The sequence below is a fragment of the Paenibacillus sp. V4I3 genome, assembly GCF_030817215.1.
GTDB lineage: Bacteria > Bacillota > Bacilli > Paenibacillales > NBRC-103111 > Paenibacillus_E.
Map to the genome: position 1 here is coordinate 1,580,088 of NZ_JAUSZA010000001.1, position 16,303 is coordinate 1,596,390.

Genomic DNA, 16,303 nt, shown 5'->3' on the forward strand with positions numbered 1-16,303 from the left:
GGAAGCAAAAAAAGGAGCTCGCCAATTAAATGGCGGTCTCCTTCCTTTTTTCAATCATTTCTGAGAGCAGCATTAGCACTAGCCCCTGTCCATAAAGCGTTGGATAACATGGAATTGTATTATAAGCTTCAATCGTCGGCATAACAGGTGTTCCGCCCGACACGCCGGTTACTTCCCCGCTAGGCAGAACTTTTGATAGAATAGATTCAGCTGCGCGATAGGCTGCCTCTTTGCTGGAAGGGTCCAGCAAACCGCGTTTTACGGCTAGTAGAATACCGCATGCGATACCGGCGCTGCCTGAAGTCTCCGGATAGTAATCAGGTTGATCCATGACGGTGGCCCATAGACCATCTGCTTGTTGATATCGGATGAGCCCTTGCATCATAGCACGGTAGCGCTCTAAAGTTTCTTCGGGTACCTGGGCGAGGCCCTCGAGTTCTTGCAGGATCATTGGCGTTGCGACTGCGATCCATGCGTTAGCTCTCGTCCAGCGCGCAGCGGACATATGATCCTGCGCTATGCAATTCCAACCGTGGAACAGCACTCCTGATCTATCGTCCTGAAGCAGTCTCAAGTGGAGGTCAAGCTGGTTGACAGCTTCCTGAGCATAGGCAGCTTCACCGGTAAGGCGGGCAAGACGCGCTAGGAATAGTACAGCCATGAAGATCGTATCCGCCCATACCTGCTCAGGGAAGCTGGCATTTTCGGTGACGGTATGCTCAAACGCGCCTTCTCTTGTACGGGGAGCTTCAGTTAGCATCCACTTCCCGATGCGTTCAGCAGTTTCCAGAAAGACGGGGTCCTTCGTGTTACTATAAAGTGCAGGGAATATGGCGAAGGGTGCCATGGAGTTGATTACCATCAGTTTCTCAGATTTATGCATGTTTTGGCGTGCCCATCTAGTCAGATGATTCAAGATCTCCGCTTTTTTCGTGCTTTCATAATAGGCTAGTACCGATATGACGCCGACGCCGGGCACCCAGTCCCAATGGTGAATATCCAAGCCCCAATTTCCCGAATGATCAGATAGCATGTAACCATAAATTTGGCTCGCGGTTTGTTCTAGATGAGCAGATGTAAGTGTAGTTGGCATTGTGGTATTCCTCCTTGAAAGAGTAGTGGCATACGTTCACTATACTATGCAGGATGACCGTGAGGCTTGGCGTATGCTCTTATTGACTTGGGGTATTGTCTACGAAATAGAACAGAAGGAAGTGAAAAGCTGTGAGCGGGGTGAAATCGGAAAACTTAGAACGGGTGGAGCAGCCTGATGCCATTGGAGCGGCAATCGACGAGTGGACGAATCTGACACTCTCTGCCTTTCCCGTTCATTGTTTGTATCGAACGACGAGCTTGTACCAGCGCAGCTTCCATTCGCACAGCGGATTCGAATTGTATTTATGTATACAAGGCAGCGGTAAATACATTGCTGGTGAACGGATTTATGAGTTGGGACCGGGAAGCTTCACGGTCGTGAGGCCCATGGCCATGCATAGATCCCGCCCGGATATGGAGGTTCCTTTTCAGCGATATGTCCTTGCGGTGGAGAAAAGCTATATGGATGGGCTATACGATCAAGATGGGCAAATAGCCGCTTGGATCGAACAGTGGCTTCCGGGGATAGGCAGCGATTCCCTTCATGTTCAATTAAATGCCCGCCAATTGCTGGGCTTGCAGGAAACGCTTAGCCAACTGGAGCGGGAAATCAGGGAACAACAGCCGGGATATCCCCTTGCTGTGAAAGGGCTCCTGCTGCATATGTTCACACAGCTAGGCCGTTATCAGACGGATATAGGCATTGTTCAGCCGGGAACGGGAGAACGGAAGAAGGTCGTCGAAAACATACTGAGCTATATGATGGAGAATTACCAAGAATCCTTGCGTATAGAGGATTTGTGCGGACAGTTTCACCTTTCGCGATCGTATCTTTGTAGAATTTTCAAACAGGATACAGGGGTCTCCGTCAATGAGTTTCTAATTGCCTATCGCATCAACAAAGCGAAGGAGTACTTACAGGGGAGCGATCTGCCCATTACGGAGGTTGCAGCTTCTGTAGGGTTTCAGGATATTTCTCACTTTTGCCATACGTTCAAGCGGTTGACGGAGTTGACACCAAGCGGTTATCGGAACCTGTACCATTCCATTTAATTCGTACATCAACAGGCATGCTGGGCAAGAGAGTTCTCTTGTCTCAGCATGCTTTTTCATTCTAAGAAGTGACCTACAGACGGATCAAGTTACATCTTTTAAGACGTTTTTATAGGATCCGTTGAATTGCACTCATACAGCGTTGGATCGAAAGAAATGCGACGTCCGACAAAAACTGTCTATTGCGATTTTAACTGCATTTGATAAGGTTAGTTCATCATTCCCCTTCAGGGCAACTGTGTTAATGGTACAATAGGAACAAAACAATGCGACCGAGCGGAGGTCCACCATGAGAACCAGCATATCCGGAAAAGCCATGATGATATATGGTATCGTATTCCTCTTCATCATCGCCCTGACCTTCTGGTTGTCCTATACAGGCACTGTGGGCAGGCTGCAGAAGGACTTGCAGGATGCTAATCTTGCACTATTGAAACAGGTTGATTCCAAGATCGAGGCTGCCTTTCGCCAGACGGAGAAGGATCTGCTCTCCATGGCTGAAGGGTTGGAATTTGTTTATTTTATGAATAACAGCTACAGTGATGACGGTCATAGATATAGCATTTACTATACATTGACAAACAGGTTGAGGGAATTTATTTCAAATAATCCAAATTATTCATCCGTCTTTGCGTATTCACATATCAGTGGAGACTTAATGACAGAGGAAACCTATTTAAAGCAAGCTTCGTCAGAGTTCAATTGGTTGGCCCAGTACCTAGATATGCCTGAATATTTTAAGTGGCTATCGACTCAGAAGGTGTGGGATGGCCATGAGACCCAAGATGTGATTACCTTGGTCCGCAGCTATCCTAGTCTCAGCAGTCCAGGCTTCAGGAAGGGTCTAATGGCTATTAGCATCAAAGAGGCTCAGTTGTTTCAGATGATTAAAGCGATCTACGAGGATGGCCACGCTGGTCAATTTTTCATTCTGGATGCGGAAGGAAATGTCGTCACACATGACGATAAGAACCAGCTTTACCGCAATATGAAGTCGCTGCCATATATACAGACGATATTAAGGGATCCGAACAGCGGATCCCTCAACGTGAAGCTGGACGGGATTCAGGAGTCTGTCTTTTACCGGACGAGCGGATACACAGGCTGGAAATTTGTCAGCATAATGCCGGAGTCCACCGTATTTGAGCCGATCAAGGTCACTCGCAACCTGCTGCTCACTTTTGCCGTCGTGATGTTCTTTTTGGCATTGGCTGCATTATTTTATGTGAACCGCTGGACCTTTAAGCCGCTTGATCGTTTGGCAGGTAAGCTGTCCGGCGTGAACAAGCGTAGAGGGCAGGGCGCAGAGAGTATAGGACTCAGAAACCTGGAGCATATATTCGATGAAATGGTTACGGACCGCGAGCAATTGGAGCAGCATGTCAGGGATTCTAAGCCTATGCTCAAGTGGAAGATCATGATGGATGTATTGAATGGCAACCGTTCCGATTTCCATGCGATGTATCACCATTTGGAATTTTTGGGGATTCACATGTATTCGGAGCGCTTTATCGTTTGTACGGCAGAGATTGGCAAGGAAGATGAACAGCTTGCTCCGCGGGACGAAACGTTGTACACCTATATGTTCTGCAATGTCGCGGAGGAGCTGATTCGAACCGAGCATGCAGGCTTGGCCATCGATCTGGGGGGCGGCCGGGCTGCTGTTCTTCTCAGCTTCGCAGAAGGCGATGCGGAGCAAAATCATTTGAGAACATTAGTCATTCTTGAACTGATACTTGATATCATGAACAGGCAGTTTGGCTTAACGGTAACGGTCGGAGTCGGCAAATGCCGCATGGAGATGAAGGACATACCAAGCTCCTTCGATGAATCGCAGAAGGCGCTTCATTATAAGATGATCTTCGGCAAGCATTCTGTCATATCAGTAGACGACTTGCAGCCGCCGGACCGACAGGACTATTATAAGCTCAGCCGGATGATCGATCCGGTGATGGAAGCCATGAGGCAAACAGATCGCGTCAAGATGCTCACGTACTTATCGGATACATTCCGTGAAGCGGTTGAGAGCAATCTTCCTCCGGAGCTGATTAGGCAGCTGTGCTACGACCTTATGATGAAATCCTTGCAAACCGTCAAAGCCATTGGGATTGAGCCGGAAATATCGATGGGTCCCCTAAGCAGCTTTTATGACCGGATCGGAAAATGTGAGAACTGGAAGGATGCGGAGCGGCTAGTCGGAGAGACTCTCGAGGGCTTGGCTTCACAAATTGAGGAAAAGCGCAATCAACGTGGGAAAAATGAGACGATCGAGCGAATGCTGGACTATATCCGAGAGCATTATCAGGAGTATGATCTGTCCTTAGACCGGTTGGCCGAAATGTTTCATCTCACTCCGCCTTACATCAGCAGACTGTTTAAGGATCATACGGAAAGCAATTTTATCGATTACATGATCGAAATTCGCATTAAAGCGGCAATGGAGCTTTTGAAAGATAAGTCCATTAAAGTTAATGACGTTTCGGGAGCGGTCGGATACGCAAATACGAGAAGCTTCCTGCGCACCTTCAAAAAATATACAGGCTTAACGCCAACGGAGTATCGGGAACACATGTCGAAGCCTATTCCGTCGTAAGTCGCAAATAACGGGTATCACCTGCCGTCTGGCTGAGATACCCGTTTGCTTATGCGCGTTTAGAACGTCTTAGCACAACAATTAATGCTAGGATGAGAAAGATAAGTGGTAATGCCGCGGCGCTCATACCTTGACCTGATCGGACATGAGTTAGCATAGCGCCAGCCATTATAATTACAATACTGCCAGCGGAGTAGAACGCGATGAGCGGCTTCCAGAAGCCGATAATTAGCCCGATACCAGCCAATAATTCAATAGTTCCAACGACATACATGGCATTTAGACCATACCCATAGGTTACTGTAAAAGCTCCCACCTGCATAGGATTTGCGGATAATTTCATAAAGCCAAACATTAAAAAGGATAATGCCAGCAAGCCTTGGATGATGCGAGTCGTCCATTTCATTGTAATAGTTCCTCTCTAAGTAACTACTATTATTTTATCATGTACCTGTTAAAAAGAGACTGAAAGATAGCTGAGCGAGCCAACTTCATAGCTGCGATGAATCACTTGAACGGGGCGTTCCGGGTCGCCGCTGCCCATTGTAATAAAGAGCGGAATGAAATGCTCTGGTCTTGGCACAGCCATACGAGCATTCGGGGCTAAAGCAGCGTAGTCGAACAGCGCCTCCAGGTTCTGCGTTTGTATGTTCTGGATGAGCCATTCGTCGAAATCAACTGCCCAAGCGTCTGGCTCTTTGGCATCCCAATTGAGAGCTCGCAAGTTATGCACAGTAGCACCGCTTCCGATAATCAGAATATCCTCCTGATCGAGGCCGCGCAGTGCTTCGCCAATGCGATACTGCTCCGCAGGCGGCAAGTAAGGGTTGACGGACACTTGAATGACGGGACATTCTGGTGTTGGAAACATTCGCAATAGCGGAACCCAAGAGCCGTGGTCAAGCCCGCGCTGTGAATCCAAATTCACAGGGATGCCTTTCGACGTGAAACGGCCAGCGATCATTTGAGCCAGCTCCACATCCCCTTTGGCAGGATATTTGATTTGAAACAGTTCATCCGGGAAGCCGCGAAAATCGTAGATGGTGTCATATACGTCATTGGTGGACGAAATGGTGAGTACCTCTGTTTCCCAATGAGCCGTAAAAATGACAATAGCTTTCGGAGAAAGTTTCTTGCCATAGTCGAGAAGGAATTGCGTGCAAGCTGTATCTTGAATAGCCATCATGGGGGATCCGTGTCCTACAAATATGGGTGAAATCACGATAAAAACACTCCTCTATAAATTACTTTTCTTTTTTTATTACTTAAATTCACTTAGTTACTTTATGTAACTGATACTACGTTAAAATGTTAGTTTCGTCAAGTAACTAAATTACTTTTTGTAACCTTGTATATCCGTGTCAACTTACTCTATAATAAATAAACATATAGAGGTGATAAATATGGAACGCAACCTATTGTGTCCTCGTTTCGAAAAAGCTGTAGAAATCCTCAGCAAGCGCTGGACATCGCTTATCGTTTTTCAATTACTATCAGGCCCGCAGCGGTTCATAAATATCGATCAGGCACTTCCAAATTTGAGCGGCAAGGTGTTGTCGGAGCGACTGAAGGAGCTTGAGCATGAAGGTATCGTTAAGAGGGTAGTATTCCCAGAAAGTCCCGTCCGTATCGAATATTCACTTTCGGACAAGGGACTGGCATTGGCGCCGATTTTCGGTGAGATTGCGATATGGTCACAAGAGTGGCTGCCTGTTCAGGAGTAGCTAGTGTAAGTAAAAAAGGTCATCTAACCTGTGGAAATCTGCAGGGTAGATGATCTTTCTGTTGAAGAAAAAAGCCGGCAGTTCAATGAACCGACGGCTAGTCGTATTTTGTTATTCATGTTTCGTGGGATCGACCAATTCCAAAGCGGATAAAGCATTTCCGCCTTCCTCATCGTCCGATTCAACGAACCGTTTGAGCACATTTAACTTGTTTTCCCAATAGCGTTCATAATAGGAAAGCCAACGCTTCAACTCCATAAGCGGTTCCGCCTCCAGCCTGTATCGGGTCTCGCGGCCGACTTTGCGTTCTTTCACCAGCCCGGCATCAGCCAAAATGCGAAGATGCTTGGATACCGCGGTGCGGCTCATCGGGAAATGGCCGGAGATAACCGTAACGGGCATCTCTTGTTCACCGAGCAGCTTCAACACCTGACGGCGGGTCGGATCGGCGATCGCTTGAAAGACGTCATGCTTCTGCGAGGGGGCAGCCATCTTATGCCTCGACGTAAGCAGCGAGCGCCTTCGCCAGGCCTCCCCAGCCCATTGACATCGTCTCGCGAACAACCGTGTGAGGTTGACCGAATTCCGTAACTTTATCCGCATCCCAGCCGGAGTGGATGAGAGTGAATTCCGTTTTGCCTTCTAAATCAGTCAATTCGAAAGTCAGCGACCAATCCTTGCCCCATTCGAAAGTCATACGGTTCGGCGGGTCGAGCTCGGTTACTTTACAAGGGGATTTGCCAAAGGGTCCTGCTTCCAAGTGAAATTCATAGCCAATCTCTGGCTTGAAATCATTGGGCATGAGCCAAGCTGCGATGCCATCAGATGTCGCTACGGCATTCCAAACCTTTTGAATCGGTGCGTTAAAAACAAGTGTTTGTTTGATATCCGGCAATGTGCCTTGAGTCTGGTTTTCCATAAATAAGAAGCCTCCAATGATTCATTTTTTAGGATTTGGTTTTTACTTTACTCTTATGTCGCAAACGCAGGGCCGACCATTTATCGTCCACCGCAACATTGCTTACAAGACGATAGTCTGTTTTCTCATTCATTAACTTCCAGAGAATGTCTCGGTTAATGTCGGTTTTCACCTTCGAGCTTTGCTTCGGATAGGTTATCCAGAACACAGCCTCATCGTTCAAATAGGCAATCGCTTTAGGCGCCCATTCAGCCACCTCGGCGGCATTGTTTACAAAAAGCTGAACGAAATCATAGGTCCCATTCGGCTCCTCATTATCCTCAATGCCAAGCTTGTAGCCTTCAGGTGCCTGAAGAACGAGAGCTCGTCCTTGCTTGTAGCGCAGCTTCTTCAACAATTCGTCCTGCATCGTAAGTCATTCCTTCCTGTATGTCCTTTTCGTATTGTGTCCAAAAGATTAGGTTTTCCAAAGGCATTACAATACGAAACCAAATGGTTACACAAAGGATTATACGAAACCTTTTGGTTTCATGTCAAGGGGGGTTGTTGGGTAACAATTCTGCCGTGAAGTTTCTGTTCTCTTTTTCAACAATTCTGAAATCATGGTATAGTTATGAAAAACATAGAGTGGAACAAAGGAGAACGAGATGATACGTTTTGCTGTTATTGGAACCAACTGGATTACGGAAGAATTCATTCATGCTGCCCGCGAGACGGGGGAGTTCGACTTAACTGCCGTATACTCGCGTACGGAGGAGAAAGCTGCGGAATTCGCTCAGAAATTCGAGGTTTCTCATATCTATACAAGCCTAGAAACGTTTGCGCAAAGTAAGGAATTCGATGCAGTTTATATTGCGAGTCCGAACTCGCTTCATGCTGAATACGCGATACTCTGTATGAATCATGGCAAGCATGTTATCTGCGAAAAGCCCGCGGCATCCAATACCGCCGAGCTCTCAGCGATGATTCAAGCTGCACAAACGAATAAAGTGGTGTTCATGGAAGCTCTCAAGTCCACGCTGCTTCCTAATTTCAAGGCGATACAAGACAATTTACATAAGTTGGGGAAAATTCGCCGTTATTTTGCGAGCTATTGCCAATATTCCTCGAGGTATGATGCTTATAAGCAGGGAACCGTACTGAATGCGTTCAATCCCATTTTTTCTAATGGCTCGATTATGGATCTAGGCGTCTATTGTATTTATCCGTTGGCGGTGCTTTTTGGTACTCCTGAACGTGTACAAGCAAGCGGAGTACTGCTGGAGTCTGGTGTAGATGGCGAGGGCAGCCTGCTGCTGAGTTACAAGGACATGGATGCGGTTATTATGCACTCCAAAATTTCGAGCTCCTATCTACCAGCAGAAATTCAGGGTGAGCATGCGACAATGGTCATCGATAAAATCAACACGCCAGAAAAAGTTGAAATCCGTTACCGAGATGGTTCTGTGGAAAACCTGACGCGGGAGCAAGCTGTAAGAACGATGCGTTATGAAGCGGAAGAATTTATTCGGCTTATCAAAAGCGGAACATTGGAGTCAAAGACAAACTCACATGCGAATTCCAGCATTGCCATGGCCATTATGGATGAGGCTAGAAAGCAGATGGGGCTTGTTTTTCCCGCTGACCGTAAAGCGGGTCAGTCCGAATAGGTAAGGGCTTTGAACTTTGCTTGCAAATGAATCAAAGCGTGCCGTCACATCATTCCGCCAAGAAAAATATCGGTTCGCCGTCCTTTTGGGCAAGAGTGGCTATCAAGGTTGAGTAAGTTCGATACTGGCAAGTGAAGTGGTACTTTCTATATCTAAAAAAGGTTGTCTCATAAGTAGCTAAGCTACAATGGGACAACCCTTTTTCGTTCTAATCCAGAGACCCGGAAGGGCGGCCACTGCCTGTGATGTTGGGCCTGCTTGCCGCTGTTAATGTACGTGCGGAACGCTTTCGAATCAAATGATACATAATGCCCGCGAGGAGCCAAACGCCACCCATCCATAGGGCATCTTTGTCGAGCAGAGACAGTAGATAGCCAATGAACCCGGCTCCGATCAACGGAAGAATGAGATAGAGGAACGTTTGCTTTGGCGACCGCTGCTTGTCTTTGATGTATTTTTGAGCAATAACTGAGATGTTTACAAAGAAGAAGGCCGTTAATGCCCCGAAATTTACGAATTTCACAGCATTGTCTAGCGATATAACAAGAGCGAGCAAAGAGACGACGCTGACGATCACGATGTTGGTGACGGGTGTGTTGAACTTAGGGTGAAGGGAACCGAACACCCGTTTAGGGAGAACCGAATCACGCCCCATCACAAAGAGGAGACGAGAAACGCTAGTTACTGATGATAAGCCTTGGGTGAAAATGGCGAGTATAAGCACGGTGATGAACACAGAGCTAAGTGCTGCTCCGCCGACGAGCTTAACGATCTCGAAACCAGCCGAATCTATGTTGACGAAGGTTAGCTGTGGATAAACCAATTGTGTCAGGAAAGACGGCACCAAGTATAGAATGCTGGCTGCAATGATGATAATCATGATGGCCCGAGGGATCGTTTTCTCGGAGTTTTTGGTTTCTTCCGACATAGTCGTGACCGTGTCAAAGCCAAGAAATGAGAAGCAGATCATCGATGCTCCCGCAAGAATGGTGGAGAACGGTACTTCGGTTTGCAGGAATGGCTGCAGCGGATGAACGTCTCCGGTGATATTCCGGAAAAGGAAAAGACAGAAGACCGCGATAAAAAGGATCTGAATCCAGACGAACAGCTTGCTGATATTTGCAGAAAACTTAATGCCAATAATATTTACGATGCCGAGGACGATATTGAGTCCAATGATCCAGACATACGCTGGAATGGACGGGAATTGTGCGTGAAGATAGATGCCGAAGGTAAGGCAGGCAATAATGGGGGAGAAGAAATAGTCAAGGAGCAGTGCCCAGCCGACCAGGAAACCTAAGTAGGGATGGATGCTTTTCTTCGTATAGGTGTAAGCGGAGCCTGAAGTGGGAAAAGATTTGGACATAACACCATAGCTGTACGCGGTGAAAAAGATGGCAACGAAAGCAAGCAGATAAGCTTGCGTCAGCATGCCATGTGCATTCTCATAAGCAATGCCATAGATGGAGAAATAAATCATAGGCGTCATCCATGCCAGTCCCATGTAAACGACTTGGGATAGATTTAAAGATTTGCGCAGTGTGACTTCTGATTTCATGATGTTGACACTCCCTTATCCTTGTTTTCCGGTGATCATACGGAGCGTATATGCAAAAAAGCCAAGGAGATATCTATGAAACAGATATCCTCCCGGGCTTTTATCCCTCCGTGAACACAGGGTTAGCTGTGCGTTTTCTCTTGGTCCAGACTGAGCTGCTTGCACTCACGGAACCCTAGAAAACCATTTATGTGATGAATCATTACTTACCTATTAGCGGAAATGACGATTTACTTAATCATGTTAGATATCAGCCTGATGTGTAAGTTAATATAACACAAAGGTAAGCTCGTGAGAAGTGTTTTAGATAAAATAAGGATTTAATCTAGAAGTTATTGACACATATCATTAACGATGTTATGTTTAGTAACACAAAAGAATACGTTTGTTTACTAGGGTTCCGCCGGTTATGACCGGGCTGGTCCGAGAGTAAACCGCTCTTGTATAAGGGCGCCACGGAAGGATAAAAACCTGGGAGATATCACCAAGACATTTGAGTCTTGTGGATGTCTCCCTTTTTGTTTAACGACATAGCAAAGGAGATTGGTAGCATGGATAACATTTGGAGCAAGACGATAGGACCAGGCGGCAAATGGTCGGGAGCGATTGGTAGAGGGAAGTTGATTCGTTTTACGGCGCTGGAGGCCGGCGCGAATGTGTCTATACAAGTGTTCCACGCGAAGGATCTTACGGAGCGCTACAATATGCCGGATACGCTGAAAGCCCAACATACAGCTCATTTGACGCGTGGAAACATACTGATGAGTGACAATGGCCGAGCGTTAGTGAGCATCGTGGAGGACAGTATTGGTTGGCATGATCCGCTTAGCGGATACACAAGTCGTACGGCTACCGATGCCAAGTACGGAACGACGAATTTCCAAGAGCAGCGGAATGAGTGGCTGAGGAGCGGTCAAGAAAACTTTGCGGTAGAGCTGGTGCGTAATGGCCTTAGCATGCGCGATATGATGCCGGTTGTGAATTTATTTTCCAAAGTGTTTTGTGATGACAATGGGGATATGCATTTTAGTGCTGCTCATTGTCCTGCGGGAGCCACGGTTACGCTGCGTACGGAATTAGATTGCTTGCTCGTCTTATCGAACACACCAAACCCGCTTGACCCAAGATCAACGTATCCATCAGTGCCTGTCAAAATTGAGGTGCTAGCTGCTGCTCCATTGGGTGAAGATGATTATTGCTTGAATTATCGCCCGGAAAATCGCCGAGCTTTTGAAAATACATGGGAATATCACACGCTGTTAGGAGGAATTTAAATGGCTGTTTTTAATCGAGTGGAAAGCCCTCGCCTAGTCGAGGATGCCATCTATAGCGAAGTTATTCAAGCGGGAGACGGTTGGATGCGCGTTTTGAAGCCAGGGCAAGTGCTGCGCATTGTCGATCTGGAAGGGAATCAGGCGGCTGACACGCTGTTTTATGATGCTGAGAATCCGGAAGATCATTATAGCGCAGTGGCGACGATTGCAGGTCAAAGCAATATTTATCTCAGCACAGGCTCTGTCCTCCGGGCGGAATCCGGTAAGGAATTGCTCCAAATCGTAGCCGACACCTGCGGGCGCCATGATACGGTCGGGGGTTCGTGCTCAGCTCAAAGCAACACGGTGCGCTACTCGCACGATAAGCTGTCCATGCATAACTGTCGGGATACGTTTATGCTCCAGCTTGCTCAGCACGAAAGTGGAGCGTATACGAAGCGGGATTTGGCACCCAACATTAACTTCTTTATGAATGTACCCGTAACACCAGATGGTGGATTGAAGTTCGATGATGGTGTCTCCGCTCCTGGCTGTTATGTGGAAGTTCAATCGATAGGCAACTCGATGGTGCTTATCAGCAACTGTCCGCAGCTTAATAATCCTTGTAATGCCTATAATCCGACACCGATACAGGTTCTTATTTGGGAGAAGTAAGTTCCTTTGTTTAAGAGGAGATAGATGGTCTACGAAATTCGAAGGGGTGTGGATACGATGTTTACAAAAGTACTGATTGCTAATCGTGGCGCTATCGCTGTACGCATTGAGCGTACTTTACGCAAGCTCGGGGTTGCGTCCGTTGCTGTATATACGGGGGCAGATCAAGATAGTTTACATGTGGATGGGGCAGATGAAGCTGTTCTGATCGGTGAAGGACCGGCGAAGGAAAGTTATTTGAATACAGAGTTGATTTTGAAAACAGCGCTTGAAACCGGTGTGCAGGCGATTCATCCCGGTTACGGCTTTCTGAGCGAAAATGCAGATTTCGCACGTGCTTGCCGAGAGAATGGCATTGTGTTTATCGGCCCTACACCTGAGCAAATGGAAATGTTCGGACTCAAGCATTCTGCGCGGGAAATCGCTGAAAGAGCCGGCGTGCCGATGCTGCCAGGAACCCCGCTGATTACAGAGCTGAATGAGGCATTAGTTGAAGCTGCACGTATTGGTTACCCTGTTATTCTCAAAAGCACAGCAGGTGGCGGCGGCATTGGGATGCGTGTCTGCGCAGATGAGGCAACGCTAAGAGCTGCTTATGATGGCGTCCGCCATTTGGCAGAGACGAATTTCAAAAACGGCGGCATGTTTCTTGAAAAATATATAGCGAGAGCGCGTCACGTTGAGGTGCAAATTTTCGGTAATGACTTCGGTGAAGTCGTTACGCTGGGGGAGCGCGATTGTTCCATTCAACGTCGTAACCAGAAGGTCATTGAAGAAAGCCCGGCTCCGAATCTGTCGGATGAAGTGCGTGAGGCGATGTTCGCCTCGGCGAAGCGTCTTGCTGCTGAAGTGGGCTATCGCAGTGCGGGGACGGTCGAATATCTTTACGATCCGGAAACGTGTGAGTTTTACTTCCTTGAGGTCAACACCAGACTACAGGTTGAGCATGGTGTGACGGAGGAAGTGCTGGGTATTGACCTCGTTGAGTGGATGTTGCTTGAAGCGGCGAATGAACTGAAGGATATTCAATCACTTATCCGTAAGTCGGTAGGGCACAGCATTCAAGCTCGCATCTATGCGGAGGACTGCCTCCAGCAGTTCCGTCCGAGTGCAGGACAGCTGGATCGTGCTGTTTTTTCGGATAAAGCAAGAAATGAGACGTGGGTTCGGGACGGGTTGACAGTGACGACGCTTTACGATCCGATGCTGGCTAAAATCATTGTCCACGGTATAGACCGTTTGGACGCCATTCGTAAGCTAATCGAAGCGTTGGCGGAAACGCGCATGTACGGAATTACAACGAATCTGCAGTATTTGCAGGCTCTTCTGCAAGAGAAAGATTGCGTAGACGGGAACGTCTTCACGCAATTGCTGAATACGTTTGAGCCTGTGGAACTGGCTCTGGAAGTGGTTGATGGCGGGATCCAAACCACCGTTCAGGACTTCCCCGGTCGCATCCGCCACTGGGATGTGGGCGTACCTCCTTGCGGACCGATGGATCCGCTATCGTTCCGTATCGGTAACAAGCTGCTTGGCAACGATGACTCTGCCAGCGGATTGGAAATGACGCTGCGCGGAGGTTCTTATAAGTTCCGCAGCGACATGTGGTTCTGCGTCACTGGCGCAGATATGCAAGCTGAGTTGGACGGAACGGCTATTGTAATGTATAAGCCGGTGTTTGCGGCTCGTGGTCAAGTGTTGAGCTTCGGCGAGGCAAAGGAAGGTATGCGTACTTATCTTCTTATCGGTGGCGGATTGGATATACCGAAAATTCTTGGCAGCTCCTCCACGTTTACGCTTGGCGGCTTTGGTGGTCATGGCGGTCGAGCGCTGCGTACGGGTGATGTACTGGGTGTGAATGAAGGCGGAAGTCCGGTTCAAGAGGAGGTAGAGCTTGCTTTGGAGCATCGTCCTGTGATGACGCGAGTGTGGACGATCGGTGTGATCCCTGGACCTCATTGTACAGGTGAGTTTTTGCACGCAAAATACTTGGATCAATTGACGGAAACGAGCTGGGAAGTTCATTTTAACTCCTCAAGGACGGGTGTTCGTTTGAAAGGACCTGCTCCGCTATGGACGCGTGAAGATGGCGGGGAAGCGGGGCTTCATCCATCTAATATTCACGATAATGCATATGCGGTCGGCACGCTTGATTTGACAGGGGATATGCCTATTCTTCTTGGACCTGATGGCCCGAGCCTTGGCGGTTTCGTATGTCCGGTGACGACGGCTTCGGCTGAGTTTTGGAAGCTGGGCCAGCTTCATCCGGGTGATACAATTCGCTTCCACTTGCTCACACTTCCAGAAGCAGAGGCATTGCGCGATCTGCAGGAAAGTAATTTGCGCGCGATTGGTGAGGGGGATTTCGGACGGCTGGTGCTTGTGCAGCTACCTGTTGTTAATGAAGAGATTACGCCGGAATATCCGCGTCTTTTCCATGAAGCAGCTAATCGCAGATTTCCAATTACGATCCGCTGCTGCGGCGATCAGAATTTACTTGTTGAGTATGGTGAGCTTGAACTGGATTTGCTGCTGCGATTCCAAGTGCAGGCTTTGATGCAAGCCATTGTGAAAAGCGGCTCAATTCCGGTGCTGGATTTAACGCCAGGGATTCGTTCTTTGCAAATTCATATCGACCCTTCCCAAATCACGGTAAGTGAAGCGTGTATGAAAATTGTTGAGATTGATGCAGCGCTGCCTCCATTGGAAGAGTTCCGCGTACCATCTCGAATTGTTCGATTACCGCTATCTTGGGATGACCCGGCGACGCAGCTGGCGATTCAGCGATATCAACAAGGGGTGCGTCCAGATGCGCCTTGGTGTCCGAGTAACCTGGAATTCATTCAACGCATGAATGGATTAGATACAATTGATGATGTTAAAAAGATTGTTTATGACGCTAATTATTTGGTGCTCGGATTAGGTGACGTGTATTTGGGGGCTCCTGTAGCCACGCCTGTCGACCCGCGTCATCGCCTAGTCACAACGAAATATAATCCAGCACGAACATGGACACCGGAAAATGCCGTTGGTATCGGCGGAGCTTACATGTGTGTGTATGGGATGGAAGGTCCAGGCGGTTATCAATTCGTAGGGCGTACTATTCAAATGTGGAATCGCCTGCGCTCAACGGAAAGCTTCAAGGCGGGTAAACCGTGGTTGTTAAGGTTCTTTGATCAAATCCAATTCTACGAGGTCAGCGCTGAGGAATTGCTTCAACTGCGTGAAGACTTCCCGAGAGGCAGATATGAAGCGGATATTCAAGAAACGACATTTGATTTAGGTGAATATTTGCAATTCCTAAGCTCCATCGAAGAGAGTACGGAAACTTTCCGTAAGCAGCAGCAAATTGCTTTTAAAGAAGAGCGGGAGAGCTGGAAGGCGAAGGGATTGGCTGAGTACGTATCCGAACAGGAGACTGTCAATGAAGGGCCAGAGGATGAGCTGCCGGCAGGGACTGTTGCTGTTCGCGGTATTATGCCGGGAAGTGTATGGAAGCTTCTTGTTTCTCAGGGTGAACAGGTGAAGAAGGGCGATCAACTGGCGATTCTCGAAAGTATGAAAATGGAATTCCCGCAACATGCGCCTTGTGATGGATATGTTTCAATGATTCAAGTGAAGCCTGGAGATCAAGTTCATGCAGGTCAGTTGATTCTCGGTATTGCACAATCTGCTTAAGGAGAGAGGTGTCTGTTGATGACTGAGGCTAATAATGTGGAAAAGATCGAACGGAATGAGAAGAGCGGAAAGAATGGAAAGACTGAGAAGAATGAGAATGGAAAGA

Annotated in this window: 14 protein-coding genes and 2 riboswitches; of the genes, 7 read left to right on the forward strand and 7 right to left on the reverse strand. The window is 47.8% G+C overall.

Going from position 1 to position 16,303, the window contains the following annotated elements; translation table 11 throughout:
- Nucleotides 1–25: 25 nt before the first annotated feature.
- Nucleotides 26–1,093, reverse strand: a complete 1,068-nt coding sequence (locus QFZ77_RS07550) for a glycoside hydrolase family 88/105 protein (RefSeq protein WP_307438126.1) — start codon at nt 1,091–1,093, stop codon at nt 26–28.
- A gap of 131 nt (nt 1,094–1,224) precedes the next feature.
- Between QFZ77_RS07550 and QFZ77_RS07555 the strand changes: the two genes are divergently transcribed.
- Nucleotides 1,225–2,148 (forward strand): AraC family transcriptional regulator, encoded by a 924-nt coding sequence (locus QFZ77_RS07555; protein ID WP_307438127.1) that lies wholly within the window; start codon nt 1,225–1,227, stop codon nt 2,146–2,148.
- A 289-nt stretch (nt 2,149–2,437) separates the two neighbouring features.
- Nucleotides 2,438–4,741 (forward strand): helix-turn-helix domain-containing protein, encoded by a 2,304-nt coding sequence (locus QFZ77_RS07560; RefSeq protein WP_307438130.1) that lies wholly within the window; start codon nt 2,438–2,440, stop codon nt 4,739–4,741.
- Between the two features lie 49 nt (nt 4,742–4,790).
- Here QFZ77_RS07560 and QFZ77_RS07565 read toward each other — a convergent pair whose 3' ends face one another.
- Together QFZ77_RS07565 and QFZ77_RS07570 are read right to left on the reverse strand one after the other, a co-directional pair.
- Nucleotides 4,791–5,147, reverse strand: coding sequence for a DoxX family protein (locus QFZ77_RS07565; protein ID WP_307438133.1), 357 nt, complete (start codon nt 5,145–5,147; stop codon nt 4,791–4,793).
- A 48-nt stretch (nt 5,148–5,195) separates the two neighbouring features.
- Nucleotides 5,196–5,963 (reverse strand): DODA-type extradiol aromatic ring-opening family dioxygenase, encoded by a 768-nt coding sequence (locus tag QFZ77_RS07570; RefSeq protein WP_307438136.1) that lies wholly within the window; start codon nt 5,961–5,963, stop codon nt 5,196–5,198.
- A gap of 181 nt (nt 5,964–6,144) precedes the next feature.
- Between QFZ77_RS07570 and catR the strand changes: the two genes are divergently transcribed.
- On the forward strand, nt 6,145–6,465 hold the full coding sequence (gene catR, locus QFZ77_RS07575) for a catDE operon transcriptional regulator CatR (protein WP_307438138.1): 321 nt from the start codon (nt 6,145–6,147) through the stop codon (nt 6,463–6,465).
- Nucleotides 6,466–6,576: 111 nt separating this feature from the next.
- On the opposite strand, the gene QFZ77_RS07580 is transcribed toward catR, so the two are convergent.
- From QFZ77_RS07580 to QFZ77_RS07590, 3 genes are read right to left on the reverse strand one after another with little or no spacing between them, the layout of a single operon-like run.
- Complete coding sequence (locus tag QFZ77_RS07580) at nt 6,577–6,957, reverse strand: ArsR/SmtB family transcription factor (protein WP_307438140.1); 381 nt, start codon at nt 6,955–6,957, stop codon at nt 6,577–6,579.
- Between the two features lies 1 nt (nt 6,958).
- On the reverse strand, nt 6,959–7,384 hold the full coding sequence (locus QFZ77_RS07585; protein ID WP_307438142.1) for an SRPBCC family protein: 426 nt from the start codon (nt 7,382–7,384) through the stop codon (nt 6,959–6,961).
- A 28-nt stretch (nt 7,385–7,412) separates the two neighbouring features.
- A complete protein-coding gene (locus tag QFZ77_RS07590) occupies nt 7,413–7,793 on the reverse strand; it encodes a hypothetical protein (protein WP_307438144.1) in 381 nt (126 codons plus the stop codon).
- 238 nt (nt 7,794–8,031) lie between these two features.
- On the opposite strand from QFZ77_RS07590, the gene QFZ77_RS07595 reads away from it, so the two are divergent.
- The gene (locus tag QFZ77_RS07595; protein ID WP_307438148.1) at nt 8,032–9,033 is read left to right on the forward strand and encodes a Gfo/Idh/MocA family protein; all 1,002 of its coding nucleotides are present in this window, start codon (nt 8,032–8,034) and stop codon (nt 9,031–9,033) included.
- 208 nt (nt 9,034–9,241) lie between these two features.
- On the opposite strand, the gene QFZ77_RS07600 is transcribed toward QFZ77_RS07595, so the two are convergent.
- Nucleotides 9,242–10,591 (reverse strand): APC family permease, encoded by a 1,350-nt coding sequence (locus QFZ77_RS07600; RefSeq protein ID WP_307438151.1) that lies wholly within the window; start codon nt 10,589–10,591, stop codon nt 9,242–9,244.
- A gap of 87 nt (nt 10,592–10,678) precedes the next feature.
- Nucleotides 10,679–10,781, reverse strand: a riboswitch (guanidine-I (ykkC/yxkD leader).
- A gap of 191 nt (nt 10,782–10,972) precedes the next feature.
- A riboswitch (guanidine-I (ykkC/yxkD leader) is annotated at nt 10,973–11,071 on the forward strand.
- Between the two features lie 71 nt (nt 11,072–11,142).
- On the opposite strand from QFZ77_RS07600, the gene QFZ77_RS07605 reads away from it, so the two are divergent.
- From QFZ77_RS07605 to uca, 3 genes are read left to right on the forward strand one after another with little or no spacing between them, the layout of a single operon-like run.
- Entirely contained in the window at nt 11,143–11,865 is a 723-nt protein-coding gene (locus QFZ77_RS07605) for an urea amidolyase associated protein UAAP1 (RefSeq protein WP_307438153.1), read from the forward strand.
- Nucleotides 11,866–12,519 (forward strand): urea amidolyase associated protein UAAP2, encoded by a 654-nt coding sequence (locus tag QFZ77_RS07610; RefSeq protein ID WP_307438155.1) that lies wholly within the window; start codon nt 11,866–11,868, stop codon nt 12,517–12,519.
- Between the two features lie 57 nt (nt 12,520–12,576).
- Nucleotides 12,577–16,197 (forward strand): urea carboxylase, encoded by a 3,621-nt coding sequence (gene uca, locus QFZ77_RS07615; RefSeq protein ID WP_307438158.1) that lies wholly within the window; start codon nt 12,577–12,579, stop codon nt 16,195–16,197.
- Nucleotides 16,198–16,303 lie beyond the last annotated feature (106 nt).